Origin of the sequence: Acinetobacter entericus, from assembly GCF_026168575.1 — a bacterium.
Taxonomy (GTDB): Bacteria; Pseudomonadota; Gammaproteobacteria; order Pseudomonadales; family Moraxellaceae; genus Acinetobacter; species Acinetobacter bouvetii.
The window spans coordinates 65,515-87,232 of record NZ_JAPEQW010000017.1 but is presented as its reverse complement, the minus strand read 5'-3'; the positions used below and the strand labels follow the sequence as shown (position 1 = coordinate 87,232).

The 21,718-nt window shown below is 45.8% G+C and carries 20 protein-coding genes; 9 read left to right on the top strand and 11 right to left on the bottom strand.

The window, feature by feature from the left end:
• Positions 1 to 263: 263 nt before the first annotated feature.
• Complete coding sequence (locus OKC24_RS13440) at positions 264 to 1,145, top strand: metal-dependent hydrolase (RefSeq protein WP_131277817.1); 882 nt, start codon at positions 264 to 266, stop codon at positions 1,143 to 1,145.
• Positions 1,146 to 1,264: 119 nt separating this feature from the next.
• Positions 1,265 to 1,723, top strand: coding sequence for a ribosomal protein S18-alanine N-acetyltransferase (gene rimI / locus OKC24_RS13435; protein WP_131277819.1), 459 nt, complete (start codon positions 1,265 to 1,267; stop codon positions 1,721 to 1,723).
• A 56-nt stretch (positions 1,724 to 1,779) separates the two neighbouring features.
• Here the strand turns inward: rimI and OKC24_RS13430 are convergent, their stop codons facing one another.
• From OKC24_RS13430 to trxB, 3 genes are all read right to left on the bottom strand, one after another.
• Positions 1,780 to 2,595 (bottom strand): arginyltransferase, encoded by an 816-nt coding sequence (locus OKC24_RS13430; RefSeq protein WP_131277821.1) that lies wholly within the window; start codon positions 2,593 to 2,595, stop codon positions 1,780 to 1,782.
• A gap of 39 nt (positions 2,596 to 2,634) precedes the next feature.
• Entirely contained in the window at positions 2,635 to 3,366 is a 732-nt protein-coding gene (gene aat, locus OKC24_RS13425; RefSeq protein ID WP_131277823.1) for a leucyl/phenylalanyl-tRNA--protein transferase, read from the bottom strand.
• A gap of 98 nt (positions 3,367 to 3,464) precedes the next feature.
• Positions 3,465 to 4,415, bottom strand: coding sequence for a thioredoxin-disulfide reductase (gene trxB / locus OKC24_RS13420; protein ID WP_130147202.1), 951 nt, complete (start codon positions 4,413 to 4,415; stop codon positions 3,465 to 3,467).
• Positions 4,416 to 4,667: 252 nt separating this feature from the next.
• On the opposite strand from trxB, the gene OKC24_RS13415 reads away from it, so the two are divergent.
• Positions 4,668 to 7,766: a DNA translocase FtsK gene (locus tag OKC24_RS13415; protein ID WP_130147204.1), complete on the top strand. Its 3,099-nt coding sequence runs from the start codon at positions 4,668 to 4,670 to the stop codon at positions 7,764 to 7,766.
• 95 nt (positions 7,767 to 7,861) lie between these two features.
• On the opposite strand, the gene OKC24_RS13410 is transcribed toward OKC24_RS13415, so the two are convergent.
• Positions 7,862 to 8,410, bottom strand: a complete 549-nt coding sequence (locus OKC24_RS13410) for a hypothetical protein (RefSeq protein WP_130147206.1) — start codon at positions 8,408 to 8,410, stop codon at positions 7,862 to 7,864.
• A 111-nt stretch (positions 8,411 to 8,521) separates the two neighbouring features.
• Positions 8,522 to 9,409, bottom strand: a complete 888-nt coding sequence (locus OKC24_RS13405) for a LysR family transcriptional regulator (protein ID WP_130147208.1) — start codon at positions 9,407 to 9,409, stop codon at positions 8,522 to 8,524.
• Positions 9,410 to 9,526: 117 nt separating this feature from the next.
• Here OKC24_RS13405 and OKC24_RS13400 point away from each other — a divergent pair, with 117 nt between their 5' ends.
• Positions 9,527 to 10,417 carry an AEC family transporter gene (locus OKC24_RS13400; RefSeq protein ID WP_438800943.1) on the top strand — a complete coding sequence of 297 codons (891 nt, stop codon included), beginning with the start codon at positions 9,527 to 9,529 and terminating at the stop codon, positions 10,415 to 10,417.
• Positions 10,418 to 10,599: 182 nt separating this feature from the next.
• Here the strand turns inward: OKC24_RS13400 and OKC24_RS13395 are convergent, their stop codons facing one another.
• From OKC24_RS13395 to yihG, 6 genes are all read right to left on the bottom strand, one after another.
• Positions 10,600 to 10,887: a PA4642 family protein gene (locus tag OKC24_RS13395; protein WP_130147212.1), complete on the bottom strand. Its 288-nt coding sequence runs from the start codon at positions 10,885 to 10,887 to the stop codon at positions 10,600 to 10,602.
• Positions 10,888 to 11,132: 245 nt separating this feature from the next.
• Positions 11,133 to 11,405: a cell division topological specificity factor MinE gene (minE, locus tag OKC24_RS13390; protein WP_005011785.1), complete on the bottom strand. Its 273-nt coding sequence runs from the start codon at positions 11,403 to 11,405 to the stop codon at positions 11,133 to 11,135.
• Between the two features lies 1 nt (position 11,406).
• Complete coding sequence (minD, locus tag OKC24_RS13385; protein ID WP_005011782.1) at positions 11,407 to 12,219, bottom strand: septum site-determining protein MinD; 813 nt, start codon at positions 12,217 to 12,219, stop codon at positions 11,407 to 11,409.
• A gap of 64 nt (positions 12,220 to 12,283) precedes the next feature.
• Complete coding sequence (minC, locus tag OKC24_RS13380; protein ID WP_130147213.1) at positions 12,284 to 13,003, bottom strand: septum site-determining protein MinC; 720 nt, start codon at positions 13,001 to 13,003, stop codon at positions 12,284 to 12,286.
• A gap of 122 nt (positions 13,004 to 13,125) precedes the next feature.
• A complete protein-coding gene (locus tag OKC24_RS13375) occupies positions 13,126 to 14,184 on the bottom strand; it encodes a hypothetical protein (protein ID WP_005011779.1) in 1,059 nt (352 codons plus the stop codon).
• Positions 14,185 to 14,217: 33 nt separating this feature from the next.
• Complete coding sequence (yihG, locus tag OKC24_RS13370) at positions 14,218 to 15,144, bottom strand: 1-acylglycerol-3-phosphate O-acyltransferase, YihG family (protein ID WP_130147215.1); 927 nt, start codon at positions 15,142 to 15,144, stop codon at positions 14,218 to 14,220.
• Positions 15,145 to 15,393: 249 nt separating this feature from the next.
• On the opposite strand from yihG, the gene OKC24_RS13365 reads away from it, so the two are divergent.
• The 5 genes from OKC24_RS13365 (at position 15,394) to argB (ending at position 21,714) form a co-directional block, all read left to right on the top strand.
• Positions 15,394 to 16,047 (top strand): YiaD family glycine zipper/OmpA-like lipoprotein, encoded by a 654-nt coding sequence (locus OKC24_RS13365; RefSeq protein ID WP_130147217.1) that lies wholly within the window; start codon positions 15,394 to 15,396, stop codon positions 16,045 to 16,047.
• Between the two features lie 124 nt (positions 16,048 to 16,171).
• Entirely contained in the window at positions 16,172 to 18,211 is a 2,040-nt protein-coding gene (locus tag OKC24_RS13360; RefSeq protein ID WP_130147219.1) for a UvrD-helicase domain-containing protein, read from the top strand.
• Positions 18,212 to 18,243: 32 nt separating this feature from the next.
• Positions 18,244 to 18,696 (top strand): dUTP diphosphatase, encoded by a 453-nt coding sequence (gene dut, locus OKC24_RS13355; protein WP_130147221.1) that lies wholly within the window; start codon positions 18,244 to 18,246, stop codon positions 18,694 to 18,696.
• Between the two features lie 677 nt (positions 18,697 to 19,373).
• Positions 19,374 to 20,795, top strand: coding sequence for a phosphomannomutase/phosphoglucomutase (locus tag OKC24_RS13350; RefSeq protein WP_131277295.1), 1,422 nt, complete (start codon positions 19,374 to 19,376; stop codon positions 20,793 to 20,795).
• A gap of 10 nt (positions 20,796 to 20,805) precedes the next feature.
• Positions 20,806 to 21,714, top strand: coding sequence for an acetylglutamate kinase (gene argB, locus OKC24_RS13345; protein ID WP_005011762.1), 909 nt, complete (start codon positions 20,806 to 20,808; stop codon positions 21,712 to 21,714).
• The last annotated feature ends 4 nt before the right edge of the window (positions 21,715 to 21,718 follow it).

The following is a 21,718-nucleotide window of genomic DNA, read 5'->3' as shown; positions in this document are numbered from 1 at the left end:
GCCGTACAGTTGGTGCTGGTGTAGTGGCTAAAGTTACTGCATAATCATCTGATTGTGTGAAAAAAAGCGCCCCTTCGGGGCGCTTTTTTTATTGCTGAATACTTCTATACTAGAAATTGTCAGACAAAATTTTCACAAGCTGTCCTTAACTGATAATTCGCTGTCCTTAACTGCACTTAACGAAAAATGAGAAAAACGTAAGATAAAACTATGAAAACAAATATAAGTTTTAAGTAAGTTGCTTGCTTAAAAGGAGCAGTAAGATGAATGCTAAAGTGAAAATTACCAACCGTGCTGGCGCAAGCTTCCCAGTCCGCCGCATGAATTTTGATTTTGATTCGGTGCCGGAATACTGGATGGATGGTTCAGCAGGCTTGACCCATTTTATGACAGGCTTGTCTGCATTATTTCCCGCAGGTGAAAAGTTTTTTATTGACAGTGTGCGCGCTGTGCGTCAGCACCCAGCTATAAAAGACAATGAGGCGCTTCAAAAAGAAATCAGCGCATTTATTGGTCAGGAAGCCATGCATACTCAGGAGCATGTGGGCTTTAATGCATCAGCTCAAAAATTTGGCCACGATGTCGACCGTTTGGATCAAATTACAGACCGCGTGATTCAGCGTACGCGCAAGGTCTTTGCTTTGATTGGCAAGCCCGTCGGCATTACGCAGGAAATGGTTGATTTAACCGCGACTACAGCCTTAGAGCACTTTACAGCGACTATCGCATCGCAATTGCTGACCAATCAGCATATTCAAGAGCTGATGACTGATGAAACCATGAAAACCATGTGGTTATGGCATGCGATTGAAGAGAATGAGCACAAAGCCGTAGCTTATGATGTTTTTGAGGGTGTCTTTGGCAAAGGCCTAAAAGCCTATGCGCTGCGAACAGGTTCGCTGGTCGGCGCCATGGTGACTTTGTTCTTTGTGCAAAGCTATTTTGTGCTTCGCCTGCTGCAGGATGACAAGCAGCTGAATTTTCAGTCATTGAAAGATATTTATACTTATGGCTACAGCCCATCAAAAGGGGTGATTACCGGAATGTGGAAAGAAATGCTGGTGTATTTCCGTCCAGGATTTCATCCGAATGATTTGGATACTGATCAGATATTGATGAGCTGGAAAGCGAAATTAGGTTTTTAAGTTTTAAGCTGTGGTTTTTTTAATGTGTTGAGCGATGCAAATCGCTCTTTTTTTTGCTCGATTTTTTTAAGAAAGTTTTTATAATTTGATATTCCTATTATGATAAAAGATAAACGAAGATGATTCGTTTGATGAATGCTGCGGATATTGCATCGGCTGCAGAAATTGAAAGATTAGTACAAAGCCATCCTTGGAGCAAAAAACAGTTTGAAGAAGCTGTAGATGCCTATCAATGCACAGTAATTGAATTGCATGGCCAAGTGCTGGGCTTCTGCATATTGCAGCCCGTGCTGGATGAAGCAAATTTATTGCTGATGGCCATTCATCCCAATCAGCAAGGCAAGGGGCTGGGCTATCAGCTTTTGGAAGAATCAGCCGCCATGTTGAAAAATAATCCGCTGCAAATTTTTCTTGAAGTGCGTGAAAGCAATACCCCTGCAATCAAACTGTATGAAAAAGCAGATTTTCATCAAATCGATTTGCGCAAAAATTATTATCCCAAACCGGATGGCGGCCGCGAGCATGCGATTATCATGGTGAAAGCCTGCAGCGATGATTTTTCCAAATTATTCAGTTAGGCCTTGCCGATTTATTTAGCATGTTGTTGAAATTCAATAACGATCGCAGCCCGTCGTTATTTAATAATCGGGCTGTTCCAGCCAGACGGCAAAGTGGTCATCAGGGAATCCCCCAGCTGCGCGATTTCTTCAGCAGTGAGCGCGCGGTTGAGCCTGCGCCATTGCCCATCAAGCAAAAGCTCCAGCGGAATATAGTCAGATTTATAGTTCATTTTATTGGAATGCGGCACCCAATAGCCTAAATAGATGTATTCCAGGTCTAAATTTTTCGCATGTTCAATCTGTTTTAAGATGGCAAAAACCCCTAATGAACGGCGGTTTTCATCAGGATCAAAAAAGGTGTAAACGGCAGACAGGCCGTCATCCAGCGGATCACAGGTTGAAACGCTGATCAGGCGGTCATCTTTCCATAATTCTAAAAAGAAGCTGTCAGTGCAGCTGTGAATCAGAAATTTTTCAAATTGGTCGCGGCTTGGCGGATACATGTCGCCATCAGCGTGGCGTTCATTGATATAGCGCTCATAAAGGGCATAGTGCACATCTGTTGCATCTTGAGGCCGGCTGATTTTTAACTGTAAATCTTGGTTGCGTTTCCATGCTTTTTTCTGTTTGCTGTTCATCTTGAAAAGCTGGATTGGAACACGGGAGGAGAGGCATTGACGGCATAAATGGCATTCTGGCCGATATACAAAATCACCGCTGCGGCGGAAACCCATACGGGAAAGCTCAGACAGAGTCACCACATCAATACGGTGAACAGGATCTAAAAAGACCATGCGTGCAGATTTATTGTCCAGATAGCTGCAGCCATGCGGCGGCGTAATGTAATACTGCAATTCATTCAGTAGGGATTTTGGTTGATATGAATTCATTTCAAATATCCCTCGCTATTCTTGTGGTGCGGCTATCGGTTATTCAATGAGCCGAGCATTTTCTGCTATTGTTTTACTTGAAAATACACCGTCCTGATACTTTTTCCAATCTATAGCAGGCTGTTTTATTACATCTTGTAACGATTTTAGGTATTCATGGCGAGAAAGTGTACAGGCGCCTAGGCTGATTAAATGCTCATTGACCAGCTGGCAGTCAATCCACGGCAGATGATTGTCACGGCCCAGCAGCATTAAGGTGTAAAAAGCCATCTTGGATACATCGGTTTGCATGCTGAACATGGATTCACCAAAACAGCCATGTCCGATGGCAAGGCCATATAAGCCGCCCACGACTTTGCCGCTGTCCCAGACTTCAATACTGTAGCCGTAGCCGGCATCAAACATTTGGCAGTAGGCTTGAATGATCTCTTCGCTGATCCATGTTTCATCGGCATAGCTACGGGGCAGGGAGCAGGAGCGGATGACGGTTTCAAAAGCCTGATTGACTGTAATTTTATAGTCCATCTTTTTCATGCTGCGCACAAGAGATTTGCTGGGATGATAATCCTGCGGGCGGATGATGCAGCGCGGTTCCGGACTCCACCAGCAAATTGGCTCACCTGCGGAAAACCAGGGAAATAAGCCATGGCTGTAGGCTTCAAACAGGGTGGCAGGGGAGAGGTCGGCGCCAATGCAGATCAGTCCTTGGCCATCGGGATCTGCCTCAGCCAGATCGGGGAAAATATATTCTGAAGGCGGCAAATTATGCATCATATGGGCACGGTTTAAATGTAGTTGTATAGGGGATGATACATAAAAAAACCGCCGTTAACGGCGGTTTTTTGATTCAGCCTGAAATGGCTCTAAGATTAAAGCGCATCTAAATATTTTTCTGCATCTAGAGCCGCCATGCAGCCTGAACCTGCAGAAGTAATCGCTTGACGGTAAACGCTGTCAGCAATATCGCCCGCTGCGTAAACGCCTTGAATCGAGGTTTGAGTGGCATTGCCGGCTGTTCCGCTTTGCACTTGAATATAGCCGTCACGCAAATTCAATTGACCCGCAAACATTTCACTGTTTGGCTTATGGCCAATGGCAACGAACATGCCGGTTACATCAACCGTTTGAGTCGAGTCATCTTGAGTTGATTTCAGGCGGATAGCTGTTACGCCAGACTGTGCATCGCCCAGTACTTCATCCACTTGGTGATTCCAGATAATGCTGATTTTGCCTTCTTTTTCTTTTTCAAAAAGATGATCCTGCAGAATCTTTTCAGAACGCAGCGAATCACGGCGGTGAACCAGCGTAACGTGCGAAGCGATATTGGATAGATACAGCGCCTCTTCAACTGCAGTGTTGCCGCCGCCTACCACCATCACTTTCTGATTTTTATAGAAGAAACCGTCACAGGTTGCGCAGGCGCTGACGCCTTGGCCCATAAATGCTGCTTCAGATTCAAGACCTAGATACTGTGCGGTTGCGCCAGTTGCAATGATCAGTGCATCGCAGGTGAATTCATCCATGTCGCCTTTAAGTACAAATGGACGGACGCTTAAATCAACTTCATTGATATGGTCATAGACAATTTCAGTGCCGAAGCGTTCAGCATGCGCCTGCATGCGTTCCATCAGGGCAGGGCCTGTTAAGCCTTCAGGGTCGCCCGGCCAGTTATCCACTTCAGTGGTTGTGGTCAGCTGACCGCCAAGCTGCAGGCCGGCAATCAGTGTTGGCTTTAAATTGGCGCGGGCAGCGTAAACTGCAGCGCTGTAGCCGGCAGGGCCAGAACCAAGAATAATCAAACGTGAGTGACGAGCGCTCATCCGCGGCATCCTTTTTTTATATAGAAATTTGTGGAATTATACGTGAAAGTGTATGGCGAATGTGTGCGATTAAAGTCGATATTACTGATCATTGAAATCGATTTGAGCTATATAGCTTTCAGTTAACAACATACATCAATAATCTTGCATCTTTTTTTAAGGAACGGGTGCATAATAATGGGCTATTGCGGGGCTTTTTAAAGCAAAACAGCAAACAAAAACATTCATGAAGAATTGGCTACAGGACAGTATATGACAGCGGTGTCGAGTGCTTATGCACAGCGCTTAGTAATGACATTATTTTTAGTCTCTTTTGGGATATATCTGTTCCTTGCAACAGTGACATATACACCCTTTGATCCAGGCTGGATGCATATTTCCAGTGATACCTTGCAGGTGTCAAACGCAAGCGGCGTGGCTGGCGCATGGATTGCCGATCTGCTGTTCGGTTTCTTGGGCTGGGCCAGCCTGCTTATTCCTGTGTATTTATTTGCTGAAGCCATACAGGTTTGGTGGCCGCACAGTTTTCTGAACCGCCCATTCCGCTATGCCGCGCAATTCTTTATTCTGCTGGCAAGTGCAAGCCTGCTGTTTTTGCTCTGGAATGTTCCTGCAGACACTTTAGATAATTCTTCCGGCGGCATTATCGGCTATGAATTGGGCGGCAGTTTAAAAAATCTGCTGACAGTATACGGCGCTGTGCCTTTTTTGCTGGCTTTTTTGATTCTGCTGCTGACTTTAGCCTTCGGTATAAAGTGGAACCGGACATGGGCCACTTTAAAAGCTGCCCCAGCATATTTGCAGGATTTGTTTTACCGCAATGTGCCAGAATCTGAGTCTGCATTTGACCGTACTGCGCCGCCGCTTAAAAAAGACACCGCGGCTGCTAAGCCTGCGGCAGCGGTAACACCTGCGCCGGAACATCATGAAGTGCAGGTTGATCCAGCGGTTCGTGACCGCGCAGCTGAACGCCTGTTTGAAGATATTGCGCATAAAGAATGGACTTCTGCGCAGAATCAGCCGCTTGATGACTTTCTGGATGAAGCTGAGCAGGATGAAGAATTTGAACGCACATTGGAAAAAGCTCACCGTTTAGAGCAAGACAGCCAGCGTGTCGTCGTAACCGGCGAAGTTTGGCGCGCATTGAATTCTAATGAAGATCAGCGCCATAAACAGGATATCGACGCTTTGCTGAAGGCTGCCGAAGAAGAGCAGCCAAGCAGTCCGGCTGGACATTTTCAGCACGTGGTTCATCCTCAGGCGGGCATTGAAGCCGCAGAAGCGCCAAAGCAAAAAAATGTGGATTGGGATGATGACGAAATCTTTGATGAGCTTTTGGCGGCTGTGCCGAACGGCAAAACAGCGACAGATGTTCATACGCCATTCAATCACGCCGCTAATGCGGCATCTCCTGCGTCAGCCCTGCATATTTTAGATAATACTGCTTCTGTTACCGCCGCTGCAGCCATGCCCGCAGCAGCGGCAGTACAGCCTGTGCCATTTCCTAAATCGGCAGTAGAACCCGATTTTGATGATTTGGGCGATTTGCTGGTCGATGAGGCTGATGCAGTTGAGCCAGCGCCGCGCACTGCGGGCAGTTATGCGCAATCCTCCGCTTTTGTGAAAGCAGATATCCAGACGAATTTCAATCCACCGGCGGCAGTGCCAGAGTCTTATATTTCTGAAGATGAAAAAGCGCTGATTGCTGTCAATAAGGATGCATTCCGCGACGTCTGGCAAGATACAGCCGGCAAACCGGCCGAAGTTGATTTTGATGAAGAAGATGATTTTGATTTAGATGCGCCATTGACCGATGCGATGGGCCGCCCAATGTCACGCGCTATGCAGGTTGCCAAAAAGCGTTTGGACTTGCCGCCATTGCCTGGACTGGAATTGCTGGACAAGATTGATCCCAATAAGAAAGTCAATTTTACAGCGGAACAGCTGGCGCGCTTATCTGAATTGCTGGAAATCAAGCTGCAGGAATTCAACGTAAAAGCGAAAGTGATCGAGGCGCAGCCGGGGCCTGTGGTAACGCGTTTTGAATTGGATCTTGCGCCTGGCGTAAAGGCATCTAAAGTCACCAATATTTCAAAAGATTTAGCGCGTTCAATGTCCATGGCTTCCGTCCGCGTGGTCGAAGTGATTCCAGGCAAGCCTTATATCGGGATTGAAGTGCCGAACAGCGCGCGTGAAATGGTGCGGTTGATTGAGTTATTGACCATTCCTGCATTTACCGATCCCAGCAGCATCCTTTCGATGGCAATGGGTAAGGATATTTCAGGCAACCCCGTCATTGCAGATTTGGGCAAAGCGCCTCATATGCTGGTTGCCGGAACGACGGGTTCCGGTAAGTCCGTTGCTGTGAACTCGATGATTCTGTCGATGCTGCTGAAATATACGCCAGACCAGCTGCGCTTCATCTTAATTGACCCGAAACAGCTGGAACTTGCGAACTATAACGATATTCCGCACTTACTCACTCCCGTTGTGACAGACATGAAAGATGCTGTAAATGCCTTGAACTGGTGTGTCAATGAAATGGAACGCCGCTATAAGCTGATGTCATTTCTGAAAATCCGTAAATTGGCCGACTACAACCGCAAGGTAGAAGAAGCGCTGATCAATGGTGAAGATTTAATTGATCCAACATGGAAAGCCAGTGATTCTGTAGCGGGTGAGCGTGCGCCGCGTTTAGAGCCTTTGCCGTCGATTGTGATTGTGGCGGATGAATTTGCCGACATGATTATGCAGGTGGGCAAAAAAGCTGAAGAAATGATTACCCGCTTGGCGCAAAAGTCGCGTGCTGCGGGCATTCACTTGCTGCTGGCGACGCAGCGCCCATCGGTTGATGTGATTACCGGCTTAATTAAAGCCAATATTCCAACCCGCGTGGCATTGCGTGTGAACAGTAAAATTGACTCGCGTACGATTTTGGATGCGGGCGGTGCGGAGGACATGCTGGGCCATGGCGACATGCTGTTCCTTGGGCCCGGTAAAATTGAGCCGGAACGTGTGCATGGCGCCTTTATTTCAGATGATGAAGTCAACCGGATCTGTGATGCGTGGCGTGAACGCGGCGAGCCCAATTATGTCGATGAAATTTTAACGCCATATGATGAAGAGCCGACTTCACGAGGTTTTGAAGACGGCGATGGCGGCTCAGACCGTGATGCGCTGTATGATCAGTGTGTGTCTTTTGTGTTGGAAACCCGCAAGGCCTCTACATCTTCGCTGCAGCGCAAATTCAGTTTAGGCTACAACCGCGCAGCCCGCATTATTGACCAGATGGAAGAGAACGGCATTGTCAGCGGCATGGGCGCCAATGGCAAACGCGATATTTTAGTTTAATTGTCATCTGTATATCGATGATGACATGCCTGTTTACATGCTGATGAAATTCAGCTGTCATTGATAAGGCATGATGGCGCCGCAATAAGTTCTGCTTATTGCGGCGTTCCTAATATGAACAGCGCAGCCAGAATCAGCAGCCAAAAGATTGCACCAAGCGCAATCATTATCCATTGCGGGATGCTGAATTTCTGCATGTGAATGAGTTTTAAGTCTTGAGTATGCTGTTTAGCATAATTTACGGCTTGGAAGGCTGGAATTAAAAAGAGAAAAGAACCTATTGAAATGAGCCAGTACGGATCGGGTAATTGGACGAGTAATGAGCAGGCAATGAAGCCAATGCACATGACTGCCGATGAGAACTTTGGTGTATAGCCTTGCGCCTTGGCATAATTTTGGATGCGGTTAAATAATGGATAGATAAAGAACACGGCAAATATGGCGCGGGCTGCAGGCATAATATTCAGCTTGTCCTTTTGCATAAAGAAGCGCCATGCTTCAAACATCCACCAAATAGGGTAAAGGCCAAAAGAAATTACCGACAGGAAGATAAATCTGTTTAAGCTGATGATTCTTTGTTCTTCAACGCCAATATTGGGGATGTGGACTTCCGTTTCTTTATTTTCTGGATTTTGCATGATCATTATTTTGGCATATTTTTTAATATAGTGAATTTTTAATTTTAAATCAATAGCTTGAAGTTTGGTGGCGTTACTTAAAAAATCAAAGTGAGCCATTCAGTTTTTTATCTTATTTCACGGCTTAGAATAGAACAGCTCTTGCGCCACTTGAATAAACGCTTTAGCTGCGGGGCTGGCCGATTTTGCATCCTTGACCGCAAGCCCAATTTGCCGCTGCGTATTTGGAATTAACGGCCGCTTCACTACATGAGGATGCAGCTGCAGCAATTCAGGGGTCATCGACATATCGGCGACAATCGCAATGCCTTCCTGTAAATTGACCATATTTAAGATCGTCAGCAGCTGTGACATTTGGTACATGATTTTCGGCTGAATCCGGTATTGCTTTAACAGCTGCTCGACATGCGTCTGACTGCCGGCTTTGGTCATAATAAAAGGATAATCCTGCAAGTCCTGTATATTTAAGGCGCTTTGCTGCGCTACGGGATACGATTTTGGAATCAGCGCAATAAAAATATCCTGCAGCAGCGGATAAGTTTCTAAATCGGCGCGGGGCAGGACAGCAAAACCGACATCCACCTGCCGTTCTTGTATCCATTGCGAGACATCATGGTCTGTGCCTTCTTCTACAAAAACTTCAATCTTGGGATAGCGCAGGCGGTAGGCATTCAGCAGTTCTGGAAGCAAATGAATGGATGCTGATGCGCCAAAGGAACCGATTCGCAAAGTTCCTTGCTGAATGCCATGAGACGCATTGATTTCCTGCTGCATAATTTGCGCTGTATTCAGCATTTCTTTGGCGTATGACAGCAGCTGGCGGCCAATATGAGATAACTCGACTTGATTCTGTTCTCGAATCAATAAATTGATCTGCCAGTGGCTTTCTAAGGATTTCAGCGCGTGTGAAACAGCCGACTGAGTGATCCCTAGATGTTTAGCCGCTAGAGTAAAGCTTTGATACTCGGCAACTAAAACAAAAATTTCGAGTTGAGATAAGGTCATTGCTTGCTATGAGCATTCACTCATTTTGTTATGAGTATGAATGAGGATTATATTATGGAGTGAATGAAAGAGAAAGCGCATAGATGGTATGCGCGGGGGAAAACAATGAACCTCATCATGGCTTTATTTCCGCTGATTGTCCTGATCGCCATGGGGTATGTCTTAAAAAAACGGCAGTTCCTGCAAGATGAATTTTGGGCAAATTCTGAAAAGCTGAATTACTTTATCCTTTTTCCCGTTTTGCTGTTTAGCAATTTGGCGGATATACAGCTCAATTTAAATGCGGTATTCCGCATGTTAATGGCATTCTTTATTGTGGTGCTGAGCGCCAGCACTGTATTGTGGTGCTTCAAAAGAATATATCAAATCCCGCCATCCCGTTTTGGGGTGTATCTGCAAAGCCAGATCCGCTTTAATACTTATATTGGTTTGGCGCTGATGGGAACGCTGTACGGAGCAAAGGGCATGCAGATGTTTGCCATGCTGATTGCGGTTGCGATACCGGCGGTGAATGTCTTATCTGTGATGTCTTTTTCGCAAGGACAGCGCGGGCAGTGGCTCCATACGGTATGGATGATTTTTAAAAATCCGCTGATTTTAGGCTGTCTTGCAGGGGTGATGTTTAATTTATCTGGATTAAGCTTATTTACAGGCCTGCAGTCCCTGCTGAAAATTTTGGCGTCCATGAGCTTGCCTCTAGGCCTGCTTTCAGTTGGTGCGGCTTTGCAGTTTGGCCAGCTGCGCTGCGATATACGCAGCCTAGCGCTGAACACTGCTGGACGCTTAATTTTAATGCCTTGTTTTGCTTTTGGAGTCAGCCTGTGGATCGGCCTCGGTACGCTGCAGAGCATTATTATGGTGACGTTCTTTGCCTTGCCGACCGCTTCAGCATCCTATATTTTGACGCGGTATTTTCAAGGGGACAGCCAGCTGATGGCAGGGATAATCAGTTTGCAAACACTATGCTTTACCGCCAGTTTTCCTGTATTGATGTGGCTGCTGTATTAAGGGCTGCAATCACTGTGAAAAGCGTTATGTGTATAGAAAGATGCAATAAATATTCAATAGCGTCCTTTTATAAATCAAAAAATTCTGCTTAAGAAGCACTGCATTAAATTGAAAAGTGACTTATGAAAGCAGTCCAATAAAAAAGCCTGCATGTGCAGGCTTTCTTATTGGCAGTAAAATGCTTAAGCGAACTTTGCCAATACTTCTAAAAAGCCTTCACTTTGACGCGGGTACTGCATGATGACCTCATGAATGCGCTGACCTTCAGGATTGGTGGCATTGACATCGCGGCCATCGGCGGTGAATTTAGTCAGCAGGCGCTCATAATCATTAGGGCGCATGTGTTTGAACGCATGGTAAAGCACATGAAAATCGCCGTTTATGCCTTCAGGAGGCAGCTGATTCAAGTAGGCAAATACACGCTCATCAGACCATTCTTCGTTAAACGTCGCTGGTTGAGATAATGCCATCGCAATCTCCTTGGTATTCTTTTGAAAATAAATAAAGGCAAAATATGAGCAAGCAAGTGACAAAGCATTTTGAATGTCTTTGCCAATAGGGAGCATAGCTTCTCGCCCTGCGGCTGGTTAAAGTGCTGCTTAATCATTCAGCCACTTCGATGCTCAGCTTCTTGTCTTGCGCCTGAACAAAGCAGCGCTCTGTTCAGCCTCATATTTTGCCTTGAATCAATTTGCTTGACTAATCAGAAATCAGATTATCGCTCTTCAGGTAAATTGATATTCATTTCAAGCATTTCAATATTTGCTTCTGAACGAACAGACATTTGAATGTGCTGTTCATCCACGCCGCTGACGTAGCGGTTCACGACCTGCATGATTTCTTTTTTCATTTGGTCGATTTTTTCTTGGCTTAAGCGTTTGCCCAAGCCCTGTTCAGAAGCAACAATAACTTTTAAACGGTCTTTCGCAGTTTGAGCGCTAGATGGCTTGTCATCGCTGCTGAAAAGTTTACTCCAGAATCCTGCCATTTTATGCTCCAAATAATCGTGCTAACCAGCCTTTCGGTTTTACCGTAATATGACGGTAACTGCGTTCTTCACCAAGGAAACGTGCGACCAAATCATCATATGCTTGGCCCGCAGTTTCTTCTGTGAAGAGGATCACTGGCTTACCTTCATTTGAAGCTTGAAGCACGCTCTTGCACTCAGGGATGACGCCTAAAGTCGGAACACGCAAAATGTCTTTAGAGATGTCATCAATGGTCAGCATTTCCTGCTTATCAGCACGTTCCGGATTGAAGCGTGTAATGCACAGATGCTTGCGGATGCGGCCTTCATTCTGTTCTACTTTTTTGGTTTTGCTGTCCAGCATGCCAATGATGCGGTCTGAGTCGCGAACCGATGAAATTTCAGGGTTGGTCACAATAATGGCTTCATCGGCATGATACATGGCCATAATTGCACCGCGTTCAATTCCGGCAGGCGAGTCACAGATAATGTAGTCAAATTCTTGAGAAAGCTCATCCATAACACGAGCAACGCCTTCGTCCGTTAAGGCATCTTTATCGCGGGTTTGAGAAGCGGGTAAAATATACAAGTTCTCAATGTCTTTATCGCGAATGAGCGCCTGCTGCAATCGAGCTTCATTATTCAGGACATTGACAAAGTCGTAAACAACGCGGCGTTCACAACCCATAATTAAGTCAAGGTTACGTAAACCTACGTCAAAATCGATAACAACAGTTTTGTGACCGCGCAGGGCTAAACCTGTTGCAAAAGATGCACTTGTTGTAGTTTTACCTACGCCGCCCTTGCCTGATGTTACGACAACAATTTTCGCCACCGAATCCACTCCTGTTATGGTAATCCCCTATATAAAAATGGGGATTTTGGTGTTTATTTATACATTAAAATTGCAAAGCTTCAAATACCAGCTCTTGCTGATCATTTAAATAAATATGTACAGGCTGTTTTGCCACATGCTGCGGAATGTCATCAGCAACGCAGTAAGTTCCCGCAATTGATACTAATTCTGCTTCCAGTGAATGGCAGAATATGCGTGCAGCGGCATTGCCTCCAGCTCCGGCAATGACTCTACCACGGGCGCTGCCATAAATATGTATATTTCCTGAAGCAATCACTTCAGAGCCGCTGTTGATGCCGGCGGTACTGATGATGTCGCCATGATTTTGCACCAGGCATTGGCCGGTGCGCAGAATTTCATCATGATAAGAGCTGATGTGCCGCACTGCAGGCGCTTCTTCAGCCTGCTCAGCCGCTGCATTATTTTCAGCAGGGGCAGGCTTGGTTTCCACCACTTGTTCTTTGGTGGCTTTCACCTGCTGCAACTGGCGGTCAGCTGGAATAACAGGGAACTGAATGGCGCGCGCCTGAGAGGCAAGCAGGCCTTCAGTGACAGCCATCGGCTGCAAGTCCAGGCTGATCAAAAGCTGAATCAGTTCTATCAATTCCTGATCTACACTGCTTTCAATCACAGCTAAAGTGCCCGCTGGAAAAGCTTTTTGAAGCATAGGGGTGAGTTGCTGGCGGATCGCATCATGATCATTTGTATCGAGGCTAATGCGTATCGCATTGACCATTCTGCCTTTTATCCGTATGTCAGCCATAATTATTCCTTCGTACTTCTGAGCTATTTGTTTTATGCCGAAGCGATGTGATAAATAAAGCAAATGCTAGAACAAATTGACGCATTTCACTAGCGCGAAAATCAAATATTTTGCACTGCTGCTTATTCTTTGGCTTGATCCTGCTCCTGCAGGATTTGCTGCCATTGTTTTACCTTAACTTGTTTGCGGACCGCATCCAGACTTTCAAATACTGCAGAACGGACAAGTTCATCCAATTTTTCATTTTTTTCAATTTCAATCTGGCTGATTCGGTTTGAAATATCCGAGTACAAGTTTGGCTGATGCGCTGCAGAGGTATCAGGATAAGCCAGCGGATCGATCAGGCCTTGGGTGATATTTTCGCCCAGACGCTGGCCGATACTCTGAATCTGCTGTTCAATGCGTCCGCCGACAATCGGGATTAGGCGCAGCAGCTGAGTCAGTTCAGGCGTGTCTTCAATGGCTTGGCTGACAATCTGTCCGACATTTTTTGCAATGCGCTCACGGTCTGCTCTGAGTTCTCTGCTCAAGTTTTCCTGCAGCATGTCGGCGAGTACTTGAGAAAACAGCTCACGGTGATGCTGGATCACATTGCTGATCAAGTCTTTATGCGTGGTGCTGGTATTCAGCTCGTGCTTGAGCCCATCCAAAACTGTAATCACCACGCGGTCAGACAGTTCTTCCATCACCACCCGGTAATAAAACAGGGCTTTGTTCTGCCAGGATTTAGGAAAAATCTGATAGCCCATTTCATATAAGCGGTAAGCGATAATGCCAGCGCGGAACAGCCTTAAAAAACGCAGATACGGAATAATCGCCAGTATTTCATACAGGTGAATAAAGGGAAAAAAGAACCAGCGCTGATGATGCTTTTGAACAATTGCAATGCCCCAGCGGATGAGCAGCTCTGCAATCAGAAAAATGATGAACCAGGCTTCAGTGGTAATGACCCACGGATGCAGGTGCTCACGGTAAAATTCCAGCACGCTGCTTAGGTGGATGCTGTTGAAGAACCATCCGCCGATATTGCTCATAAGAAAGAAGTTCATGCCCAAGCAGAAGAGGTTAAAAATGATGATAAACACCATAAAAATATCATAGGCTAAGAACAGCTTGAAGGGTAAGCTGCCAGGGTCAAGGTGATGATATTTAGACTTTTTAACACTTTCAGTTTGCGGCATGTCCGTTCACTTATTCCTTATTTTTAGGGTTTATTATTGCTCAAGCGCTGCGTATTGCGCTTTCATTTTTCCAATCAGCTGATCTTTTTCAGCCCACAGCCCATCAACCCAGATTTGAAATTTTTCACGGAATACTGCATCTTCATCATAGTTGCCTTCAAGCACCCATGCCGGAACCTCAATTTTACGCAAATTAACGGCGATGCGCGGCACTTCGCCCAGCCAAAATTCGCCATAGCCTGGCGCGCCGTCAGGGTAGACAATGGTCATATCAACCAAAGCATCAATTTTATCGCCTAAAATACTCAGCGCCAGCGCTAAGCCGCCGGCTTTGGGTTTCAGCAAATGCTGGTATGGCGATTGCTGCTTGGCCTGCTTCTCAGGCGTAAAACGCGTGCCTTCCAAATAGTTCAGCAAGGTGAATGGCTGGCTGAGCAGCTGTTCACAGGACTTGCGGGCTTCATCCATATCGCGGTATTTCAGTTCCGGATTTTTCGCAATTTGCTCTTTTGAGTGGCGCTTCATCATCGGGAAGCCGAGAATTTTAAAGGCTTGGCCGACAAAGGGAATAAAAATAAGTTCCCATTTTGTAAAGAAGCGGGTCAGCGGCATGCGGGTCAGGCCAAAATACTGGTTTACAGTGGTGTCAACCCAGCTTTGATGGTTGCAGGTCATCAAATAACGGCCCTGCATATTCAAATCCAGCTGTTCATCAACGGTAATGTCCCATTGTGTATTGGGTAAAACTTTATCAATCAGCCAATTATTGACTGCCAGCCAGCTGTTGGTAATTTTAATATTGGTTTCATCCACCTTGCTGGATTTCTTAAAAAGCTTGGTCAATCCTAAGGCTAAAACGGGTGGGCCGTGAAAAAAAGTGCTGCCGGTAATAACTGAACCGACTGTAAGCCCGCGTGTGATTTTTTTTAAGGCTGGTTGCTTATTGCTTTGAGATGGCATAAAAGTTTCCTAGGATCAAATCATTTATAATTTGCCGAATCTCACAAATATAGCTGCAGATTTGAAAATAGAAAAGTCTTGTATTCTAACTATGAAGGAATTGTGACGAAGTTAACTGTTTTCCCGCAATCAATCATTACAAAATGTAAATAAAGAGCTTATTATTAACAAAAATTCAATGGTTCAGCCATTTGTTTTCATTCATCATTTCATTCATTCATACAACAAACACAACGAAGGAGGCATGCGATGCGTGCACTGGTAATTTCGTCAGCGGTAGTAGGGGCATTAGTTCTATCTGGCTGTCAATCAACAGGCAATAATATCGGCGGCGTAGAATATGACAAAACAGCAATTGGCGCACTTGTAGGCGCGGCGGCTGGTTATGGCTTGTCTAGGGGGAATGCAAATTCAAGCGCGCAAAATAACCGTGCTGCCGCTATCGGCGCAGTGCTGGGCGGCGCTACAGGCGTATACCTCGATAATAAAGAGAAAAAACTTCGTCAGCAAATGGCAGGTACTGGCGTAGAAGTTAACCGTAATCCAGATGGTTCTGTGGGCTTGATTATGCCAGGCAGCATTACTTTTGATACCAATAAATCAAACATCAAACCAAACTTTTATTCAACTTTGAATAAAGTGGCGCAAACTTTGGCTGAAGACAACAAGAGCGGTATTCTTGTTACGGGTTATACCGATAACACTGGTAATGACTCAATTAACATTCCATTGTCACAAGCGCGCGCGCAATCTGTTGCAAGCTACTTAGCGGCTCAGGGTGTTTCTACTACACGCATTAATGCGCAAGGCCAAGGTTCTGCAAACCCAATCGCGTCAAATTCAACGCCGGCAGGCCGTGAACAAAACCGCCGTGTTGAAATCAGCATCTATGCAATTCAATAATTTTTATTGAGTGAGAGAAACCACCTTCGGGTGGTTTTTTTTATGAACGGAAAATCAACTTTTAGATTATGAAAGTTGTGCAGAGATGACTATAATCGACTCCGAATCAGGAAAAGGAAACACTATGTCACTTGGCAGCCAGTTAAACGACAAGCAGCTTGAAGCCATGAAATATACTCAAGGGCCCTTGTTAGTGCTTGCTGGCGCAGGTTCGGGCAAGACATCGGTAATTACCCGTAAAATTGCCCATTTGGTCAAAAATTGCGGCATACCGGCGCACCGCATTACGGCAATGACGTTTACCAATAAAGCCGCGCGCGAAATGAAAGAGCGGGTGACGAAGCTGCTGTCGCGTGAAGAGGCCAAAGGCCTTTCAGTCTCGACCTTTCATACTTTCGGCTTGAATCTGCTGCGCTTAGAACTTAAGAATACGCCGCTGAAAGCCAACTTTTCAATTTTAGATGCCGATGACTGTAAACGCATTCTGATGGATCTGATGCACCGCGATAATTTATCGGGTGCAGAAAGCAAAGAACTGATCGCCAAAGCCATGAAGATGATATCGGATTGGAAAAATGACCTGATTCCGCCAGAGCAGGCGCATACCACCTGTGAAACTGCAGAAGATGTGCAGATGGCGCATCTGTATCAGCTGTATGAGCGCAACTTGCGCGCTTATAATGCCGTCGACTTTGATGACCTGATTGTGATGCCGACCCTGCTGCTGCAGCAAAATGCTGAAGTGCGCGACCGCTGGCAAAACCGCACGCGTTACCTGCTGGTCGATGAATATCAAGACACCAATACGGCGCAGTATATGCTGGTGAAGCTGCTGGTTGGGGTCATGGGGCAGTTTACTGCAGTGGGCGATGATGATCAGTCAATTTACGCCTGGCGCGGCGCTAAGCCTGAAAATATGGCGCTGCTGAATGAAGATTTCCGCAATTTAAAAGTCATTAAGCTGGAACAGAACTACCGTTCGACCAGCCGTATTTTAAAAGCCGCCAATACCGTAATTGGCAATAATCCGCATATTTTTGACAAAAAACTCTGGTCAGATAAAGGCCATGGCGAGGTGATTCGGGTGATCACGTGCCGCAATGATGATGATGAAGCGGAACGTGTGGTTAAGGATTTAATTACGCATAAACTGATGAACGGCAAAAACTGGAAAGACTACGCGATTTTATACCGCGGCAATTTTCAGGCCCGCGTACTGGAAACCCAGCTGCGTCAAATGCAGATTCCCTATAAGCTGTCCGGCGGCCAGTCATTCTTCGCGCGCTCAGAAATCAAAGACATGATGAGCTATTTGCGCTTAATTATTAATCCGGAAGATGACAGCGCCTTCTTGCGCATTATCAACACGCCAAAGCGCGCAATTGGCCCTGTAACGCTGGAAAAACTGGGCTTATTTGCTCAGGAACAGCGGCTTTCTTTACTGGCTGCAGCCGGCGATCAGCGCCTGACCATGGCCATTCCGAAAAAGGCCACAACGCAATTGGCCGAGTTTGCAGACTTTATCGACCGCTTTACCCGCAGCTTGGTGGAGGATGACGAACCGGTTCCGATTATCCGTCAAATGATGCTGGAAGCCGGCTATATCGATTATGTCAAAGAAACGGCAGCTACGCCGGCGCAGGAAAAAACCAAGCTGGACAACATTGAAGTGCTGTACAGCAGTATTCAAAGCTTGATTAACCGTGCTGAAGATGTGGATGAAAAGAATATTGAAAGCGTCATCCGCAAAATGGTGCTGCTGGATATGCTGGAGCAGCAGCAGGAAGAGGAAGATACCGACAAAGTGAATCTGCTGACGCTGCATGCCTCTAAAGGCTTAGAGTTTCCATATGTCTATCTGATTGGCCTGGAAGAAGAGCTGCTGCCGCATAAAAACTCTATTGCCGCCGATACTGTCGAAGAAGAGCGCCGCTTGATGTATGTGGGGATTACCCGGGCGCGTCAAGGTCTGACCATTACCTTGGCGGAACAGCGCAAAGCGGGCGGACAAATGAAACAGCAGACACCAAGCCGCTTCTTGGATGAATTGCCGGAAGATGAGCTGGAATGGCTGGGCCGCAAGAAAAAGCTGGCAGGCAATGTAGATCCGAAACAGCAGGCGCAGCATTACTTAGACAATTTACGTGCGCTGATTAAGCGTTAATCTCCATTAATTTTATAAACAGGAATGAGCCGATGAAAGTTCAGGTAAAAGTACTCGACGCACGTTTAGGTACAGAATGGCCGATGCCAACGTATGCAACTGCAGGTTCAGCAGGCTTAGATTTGCGCGCTTGCGTTGAGCAGACCACCGTGATTGAGCCGGGGCAAACCGTATTGGTGAAAACAGGCTTGGCGATATACATTGAAGATGTGAATTTTGCTGGGCTGATTTTGCCGCGTTCAGGCTTAGGCCATAAGCACGGTATTGTATTGGGCAATTTAGTGGGCCTGATTGATTCTGATTATCAAGGTGAACTGATGGTTTCAGTCTGGAACCGCGGTCAGGCTGCATTCAGCCTAGAGCCGGGTGAACGCCTTGCGCAATATGTGCTGGTGCCTGTTGTGCAAGCTGAGTTTGATGTGGTCAATGAATTTGCAGCAACTGAGCGCGGTGCAGGCGGTTTCGGCCATACTGGCAAAAATTGAGTATTAGTAACACTAAGTTTAAACACTTAGCGTAAAACAAAAAAACGGATTGTTGTCTTCAATAACAATCCGTTTTTTGTTGCGTTATAAATAGATATTTGAATGAAATAAATAATATATAAACAGTGCTTAAAGCTGTTTAAAGTGATGAATCATTTTGTATTTAAAAGCTTTAATTCATTGTGTTTCTGTACAGAAATGTAAAGTGATTTTAAATGAGCCGATCAGCAGCTGAATTGTAAGCTGAGTGAGAAATGCTGTTTTTGCTTTGTTGAATATTTATTTGGCAATATATTGTTTTTTAAAGTAAATTTTACCATGAAGTACCATTGTTAAAATAAGCATCATACATTTTGTTTTTCTGAAGAGTGACGATTTCATTGCCGTAAAAATTTGATGTCATAAAAAAATTGAAGTCATCATCTTGATAAGTTTAAGAATTTTAAAATAAATAGACGAGCGTATAAATGCTGACATTTCTTCTAAGGGTAAATATGCTGTATTATTCAGGCTGATTTTTTTTAATTGATTCTAAAACAGCAATCATATAAAAAAGATATGCCTTGGCGAGGCAAATATAATTTAATTAAAATAGGGCTTAATTAACTTATTTACACTGCGATTTGTTTGAAATTATGAATCGGTTTTAGCAACGTTGATGATTAGAAGAATGCATTATGGGGTCATTGTATAATAATTTCCCGATACAGATTTTCCGTGCTTATGATATCCGCGGAAAAGTATCATTGCTGAATGCGGAAATGGTGCAGGCAATTGCGCACGGTTTGGCGCAGCAGTATATTCGTGCAGGTCAATCACAGCTGGTGATCGGTTATGATGCGCGTTTAACCAGTCCAGGCTATGCGCAAATTATTCAGGAAATATGCCAGCAGCATCAATTGCAGACAGTGATGATCGGCTGCTGCTCCAGCCCAATGCTGTATTACATTGCTGGCCAGTATGGCGGCAACGGCATTATGGTGACAGCCAGCCATAATCCCAAAACAGATAATGGCATCAAGTGGATTATTCAAGGCGAACCGCCTTGTCCTGAAATGATTCAGCAAGCCGGGCAGGATTCTAAAAAATATTTTGTCCCTAAAGCAGCAGCGCACACCGTCTTGGCGGAGCAGCGGGTTTTTCCGGAGTTTTGCCTGCAGTATCAGCATTCACTGCTTTCAGATATTCAATTAAAGCATCCTGTCAAAGTTGTGCTGGATGGCTTGAATGGTTCGGCTGGACGCTGCGCCGCGCTGGTGCTGAAGAAGTTAGGCTGTGATGTTACGGCAATACGCTGCGAAGCGGATGGCAATTTTCCAGACCATGCGCCGGATCCATCGCAAGAAGTTCATTTGAAAAAAATCCGCCAAGCCGTGCTGGATCAAGATGCTGAGATTGGCATTGCTTTAGATGGCGACGGTGACCGCCTGGTCTTGATTGATGAGCATGGCAAGATTATTTCTGCAGACCGGCTGCTGTGCCTGTTTGCAGAAATGTGTCTGTCAGATCATCCTGAATATGAAATTGTTTATGACGTGAAGTGTTCAACCATGGTCAGAAATACAATACAGGCTTTAGGCGGCTGGCCTGTCATGATCCGAACAGGCAGTTCCTTCCTGCGAAAATATTTAGCAAAATCAGAAGGAAAGGCTATTTTTGGCGGTGAGTATGCGGGGCATTATGTGTTTAATGATGGCCGCGGCGGCGGCTATGATGATGGCTTATATGCGGCACTGCGGGTGCTTGAATACATTCAGCGCAAAGGCCTAAGCCTGTCACAGGCGCTGGCGCCGTACCCGGAAAGAAACGGCACCGAGGATTTGTATATCAGCACCTATCAGGCCATCCCTCAAACTGTTTTAAATGCGGTAGAGCACCAATCTCAGTATATTGATGCAGAAATCAGTAAAATTGATGGCATACGTCTTGATTTTGATGATGGATTTGGCATCATTCGAGCATCGAATACAGGCGAGTATTTCACGGTGCGCTTTGATGCAGATGATGCTGCGCGATTAGATGAAATACGGACCTTGTTCAGTTCCATGTTGTTAGAGCAGTATCCGCATATTGCTCAAGACATCTTAGATGCTCAATAAGGAGAGGCGAATGCCGCATCAGCATACTGGCATCGACAAAGCGCAAATTTTGACAGAAGCTTTGCCGTACATTCAAAGATTTTCGGGCAAGACGCTGGTTGTAAAGTACGGCGGGAATGCCATGACCGATCCTGAGCTGGAAAGTTCATTTGCGCGTGATATCGTTTTACTTAAAACGGTGGGCATCAACCCGATCGTAGTGCATGGCGGCGGCCCTCAAGTGGATTCCTTCTTGAAGCAGCTGGGCCGCGAATCTGACCGTATTGACGGGATGCGTGTCACCGATCCTGCAACAATGGAAGTGGTCGAAATGGTGTTGGGCGGCAGCGTGAACAAATCGATTGTGAACCTGATTAACCAGCACGGCGGCCGCGCGATAGGCTTGACGGGTAAAGACGGCAATTTGCTTCGCGCGCAAAAGCTGCTGATGCAGAAGACAGCAGAAGACGGTTCAGTGACTGAAATTGATCTGGGCCTGGTCGGTGAAGTGGTTGGCGTAAAAACAGATGTGCTGGAAATGTTTACGCAAAGTGATTTTATTCCAGTAATTGCGCCTTTGGGTGTAGATGAAGAAGGCAATACCTACAACATCAATGCAGATTTGGTTGCAGGCAAAGTTGCTGAAGCGCTGGGCGCTGAAAAACTGATTCTGCTGACCAATATCAGCGGCGTATTGGATGAAAACAAAAACTTGCTGACGGGTTTAAGCACGCAGGAAGTGGATCGGTTGATTGAAACTGGCGTGATTTACGGCGGCATGATTCCGAAAGTCGGCTGTGCATTGGATGCGGTAAAAGGCGGGGTTGTAAGCGCGCATATTGTCGATGGCCGTGTACCGCATGCAACGCTGCTGGAGATCTTTACCGATCATGGCGTCGGCACACTCATTACCAACCGCAGCAATGTGAAAAAGGCTTGATTGA

Bases quoted from the DNA above. Each gene is read 5' to 3' on its own strand.
- OKC24_RS13395 (WP_130147212.1), bottom strand. From the start codon at position 10,887: ATGGCATTATCTCAACCAGCGACGTTTAACGAAGAATGGTCTGATGAG.
- aat (WP_131277823.1), bottom strand. From the start codon at position 3,366: ATGCATAATTTGCCGCCTTCAGAATATATTTTCCCCGATCTGGCTGAG.
- trxB (WP_130147202.1), bottom strand. From the start codon at position 4,415: ATGAGCGCTCGTCACTCACGTTTGATTATTCTTGGTTCTGGCCCTGCC.
- OKC24_RS13400 (WP_438800943.1), top strand. From the start codon at position 9,527: ATGGCTTTATTTCCGCTGATTGTCCTGATCGCCATGGGGTATGTCTTA.
- OKC24_RS13350 (WP_131277295.1), top strand. From the start codon at position 19,374: ATGGGGTCATTGTATAATAATTTCCCGATACAGATTTTCCGTGCTTAT.
- OKC24_RS13410 (WP_130147206.1), bottom strand. From the start codon at position 8,410: ATGATCATGCAAAATCCAGAAAATAAAGAAACGGAAGTCCACATCCCC.
- minC (WP_130147213.1), bottom strand. From the start codon at position 13,003: ATGGCTGACATACGGATAAAAGGCAGAATGGTCAATGCGATACGCATT.
- OKC24_RS13360 (WP_130147219.1), top strand. From the start codon at position 16,172: ATGTCACTTGGCAGCCAGTTAAACGACAAGCAGCTTGAAGCCATGAAA.
- OKC24_RS13440 (WP_131277817.1), top strand. From the start codon at position 264: ATGAATGCTAAAGTGAAAATTACCAACCGTGCTGGCGCAAGCTTCCCA.
- OKC24_RS13365 (WP_130147217.1), top strand. From the start codon at position 15,394: ATGCGTGCACTGGTAATTTCGTCAGCGGTAGTAGGGGCATTAGTTCTA.
- minE (WP_005011785.1), bottom strand. From the start codon at position 11,405: ATGGCAGGATTCTGGAGTAAACTTTTCAGCAGCGATGACAAGCCATCT.
- OKC24_RS13415 (WP_130147204.1), top strand. From the start codon at position 4,668: ATGACAGCGGTGTCGAGTGCTTATGCACAGCGCTTAGTAATGACATTA.
- OKC24_RS13430 (WP_131277821.1), bottom strand. From the start codon at position 2,595: ATGAATTCATATCAACCAAAATCCCTACTGAATGAATTGCAGTATTAC.
- OKC24_RS13375 (WP_005011779.1), bottom strand. From the start codon at position 14,184: ATGCCGCAAACTGAAAGTGTTAAAAAGTCTAAATATCATCACCTTGAC.
- yihG (WP_130147215.1), bottom strand. From the start codon at position 15,144: ATGCCATCTCAAAGCAATAAGCAACCAGCCTTAAAAAAAATCACACGC.
- OKC24_RS13405 (WP_130147208.1), bottom strand. From the start codon at position 9,409: ATGACCTTATCTCAACTCGAAATTTTTGTTTTAGTTGCCGAGTATCAA.
- rimI (WP_131277819.1), top strand. From the start codon at position 1,265: ATGATTCGTTTGATGAATGCTGCGGATATTGCATCGGCTGCAGAAATT.
- dut (WP_130147221.1), top strand. From the start codon at position 18,244: ATGAAAGTTCAGGTAAAAGTACTCGACGCACGTTTAGGTACAGAATGG.
- argB (WP_005011762.1), top strand. From the start codon at position 20,806: ATGCCGCATCAGCATACTGGCATCGACAAAGCGCAAATTTTGACAGAA.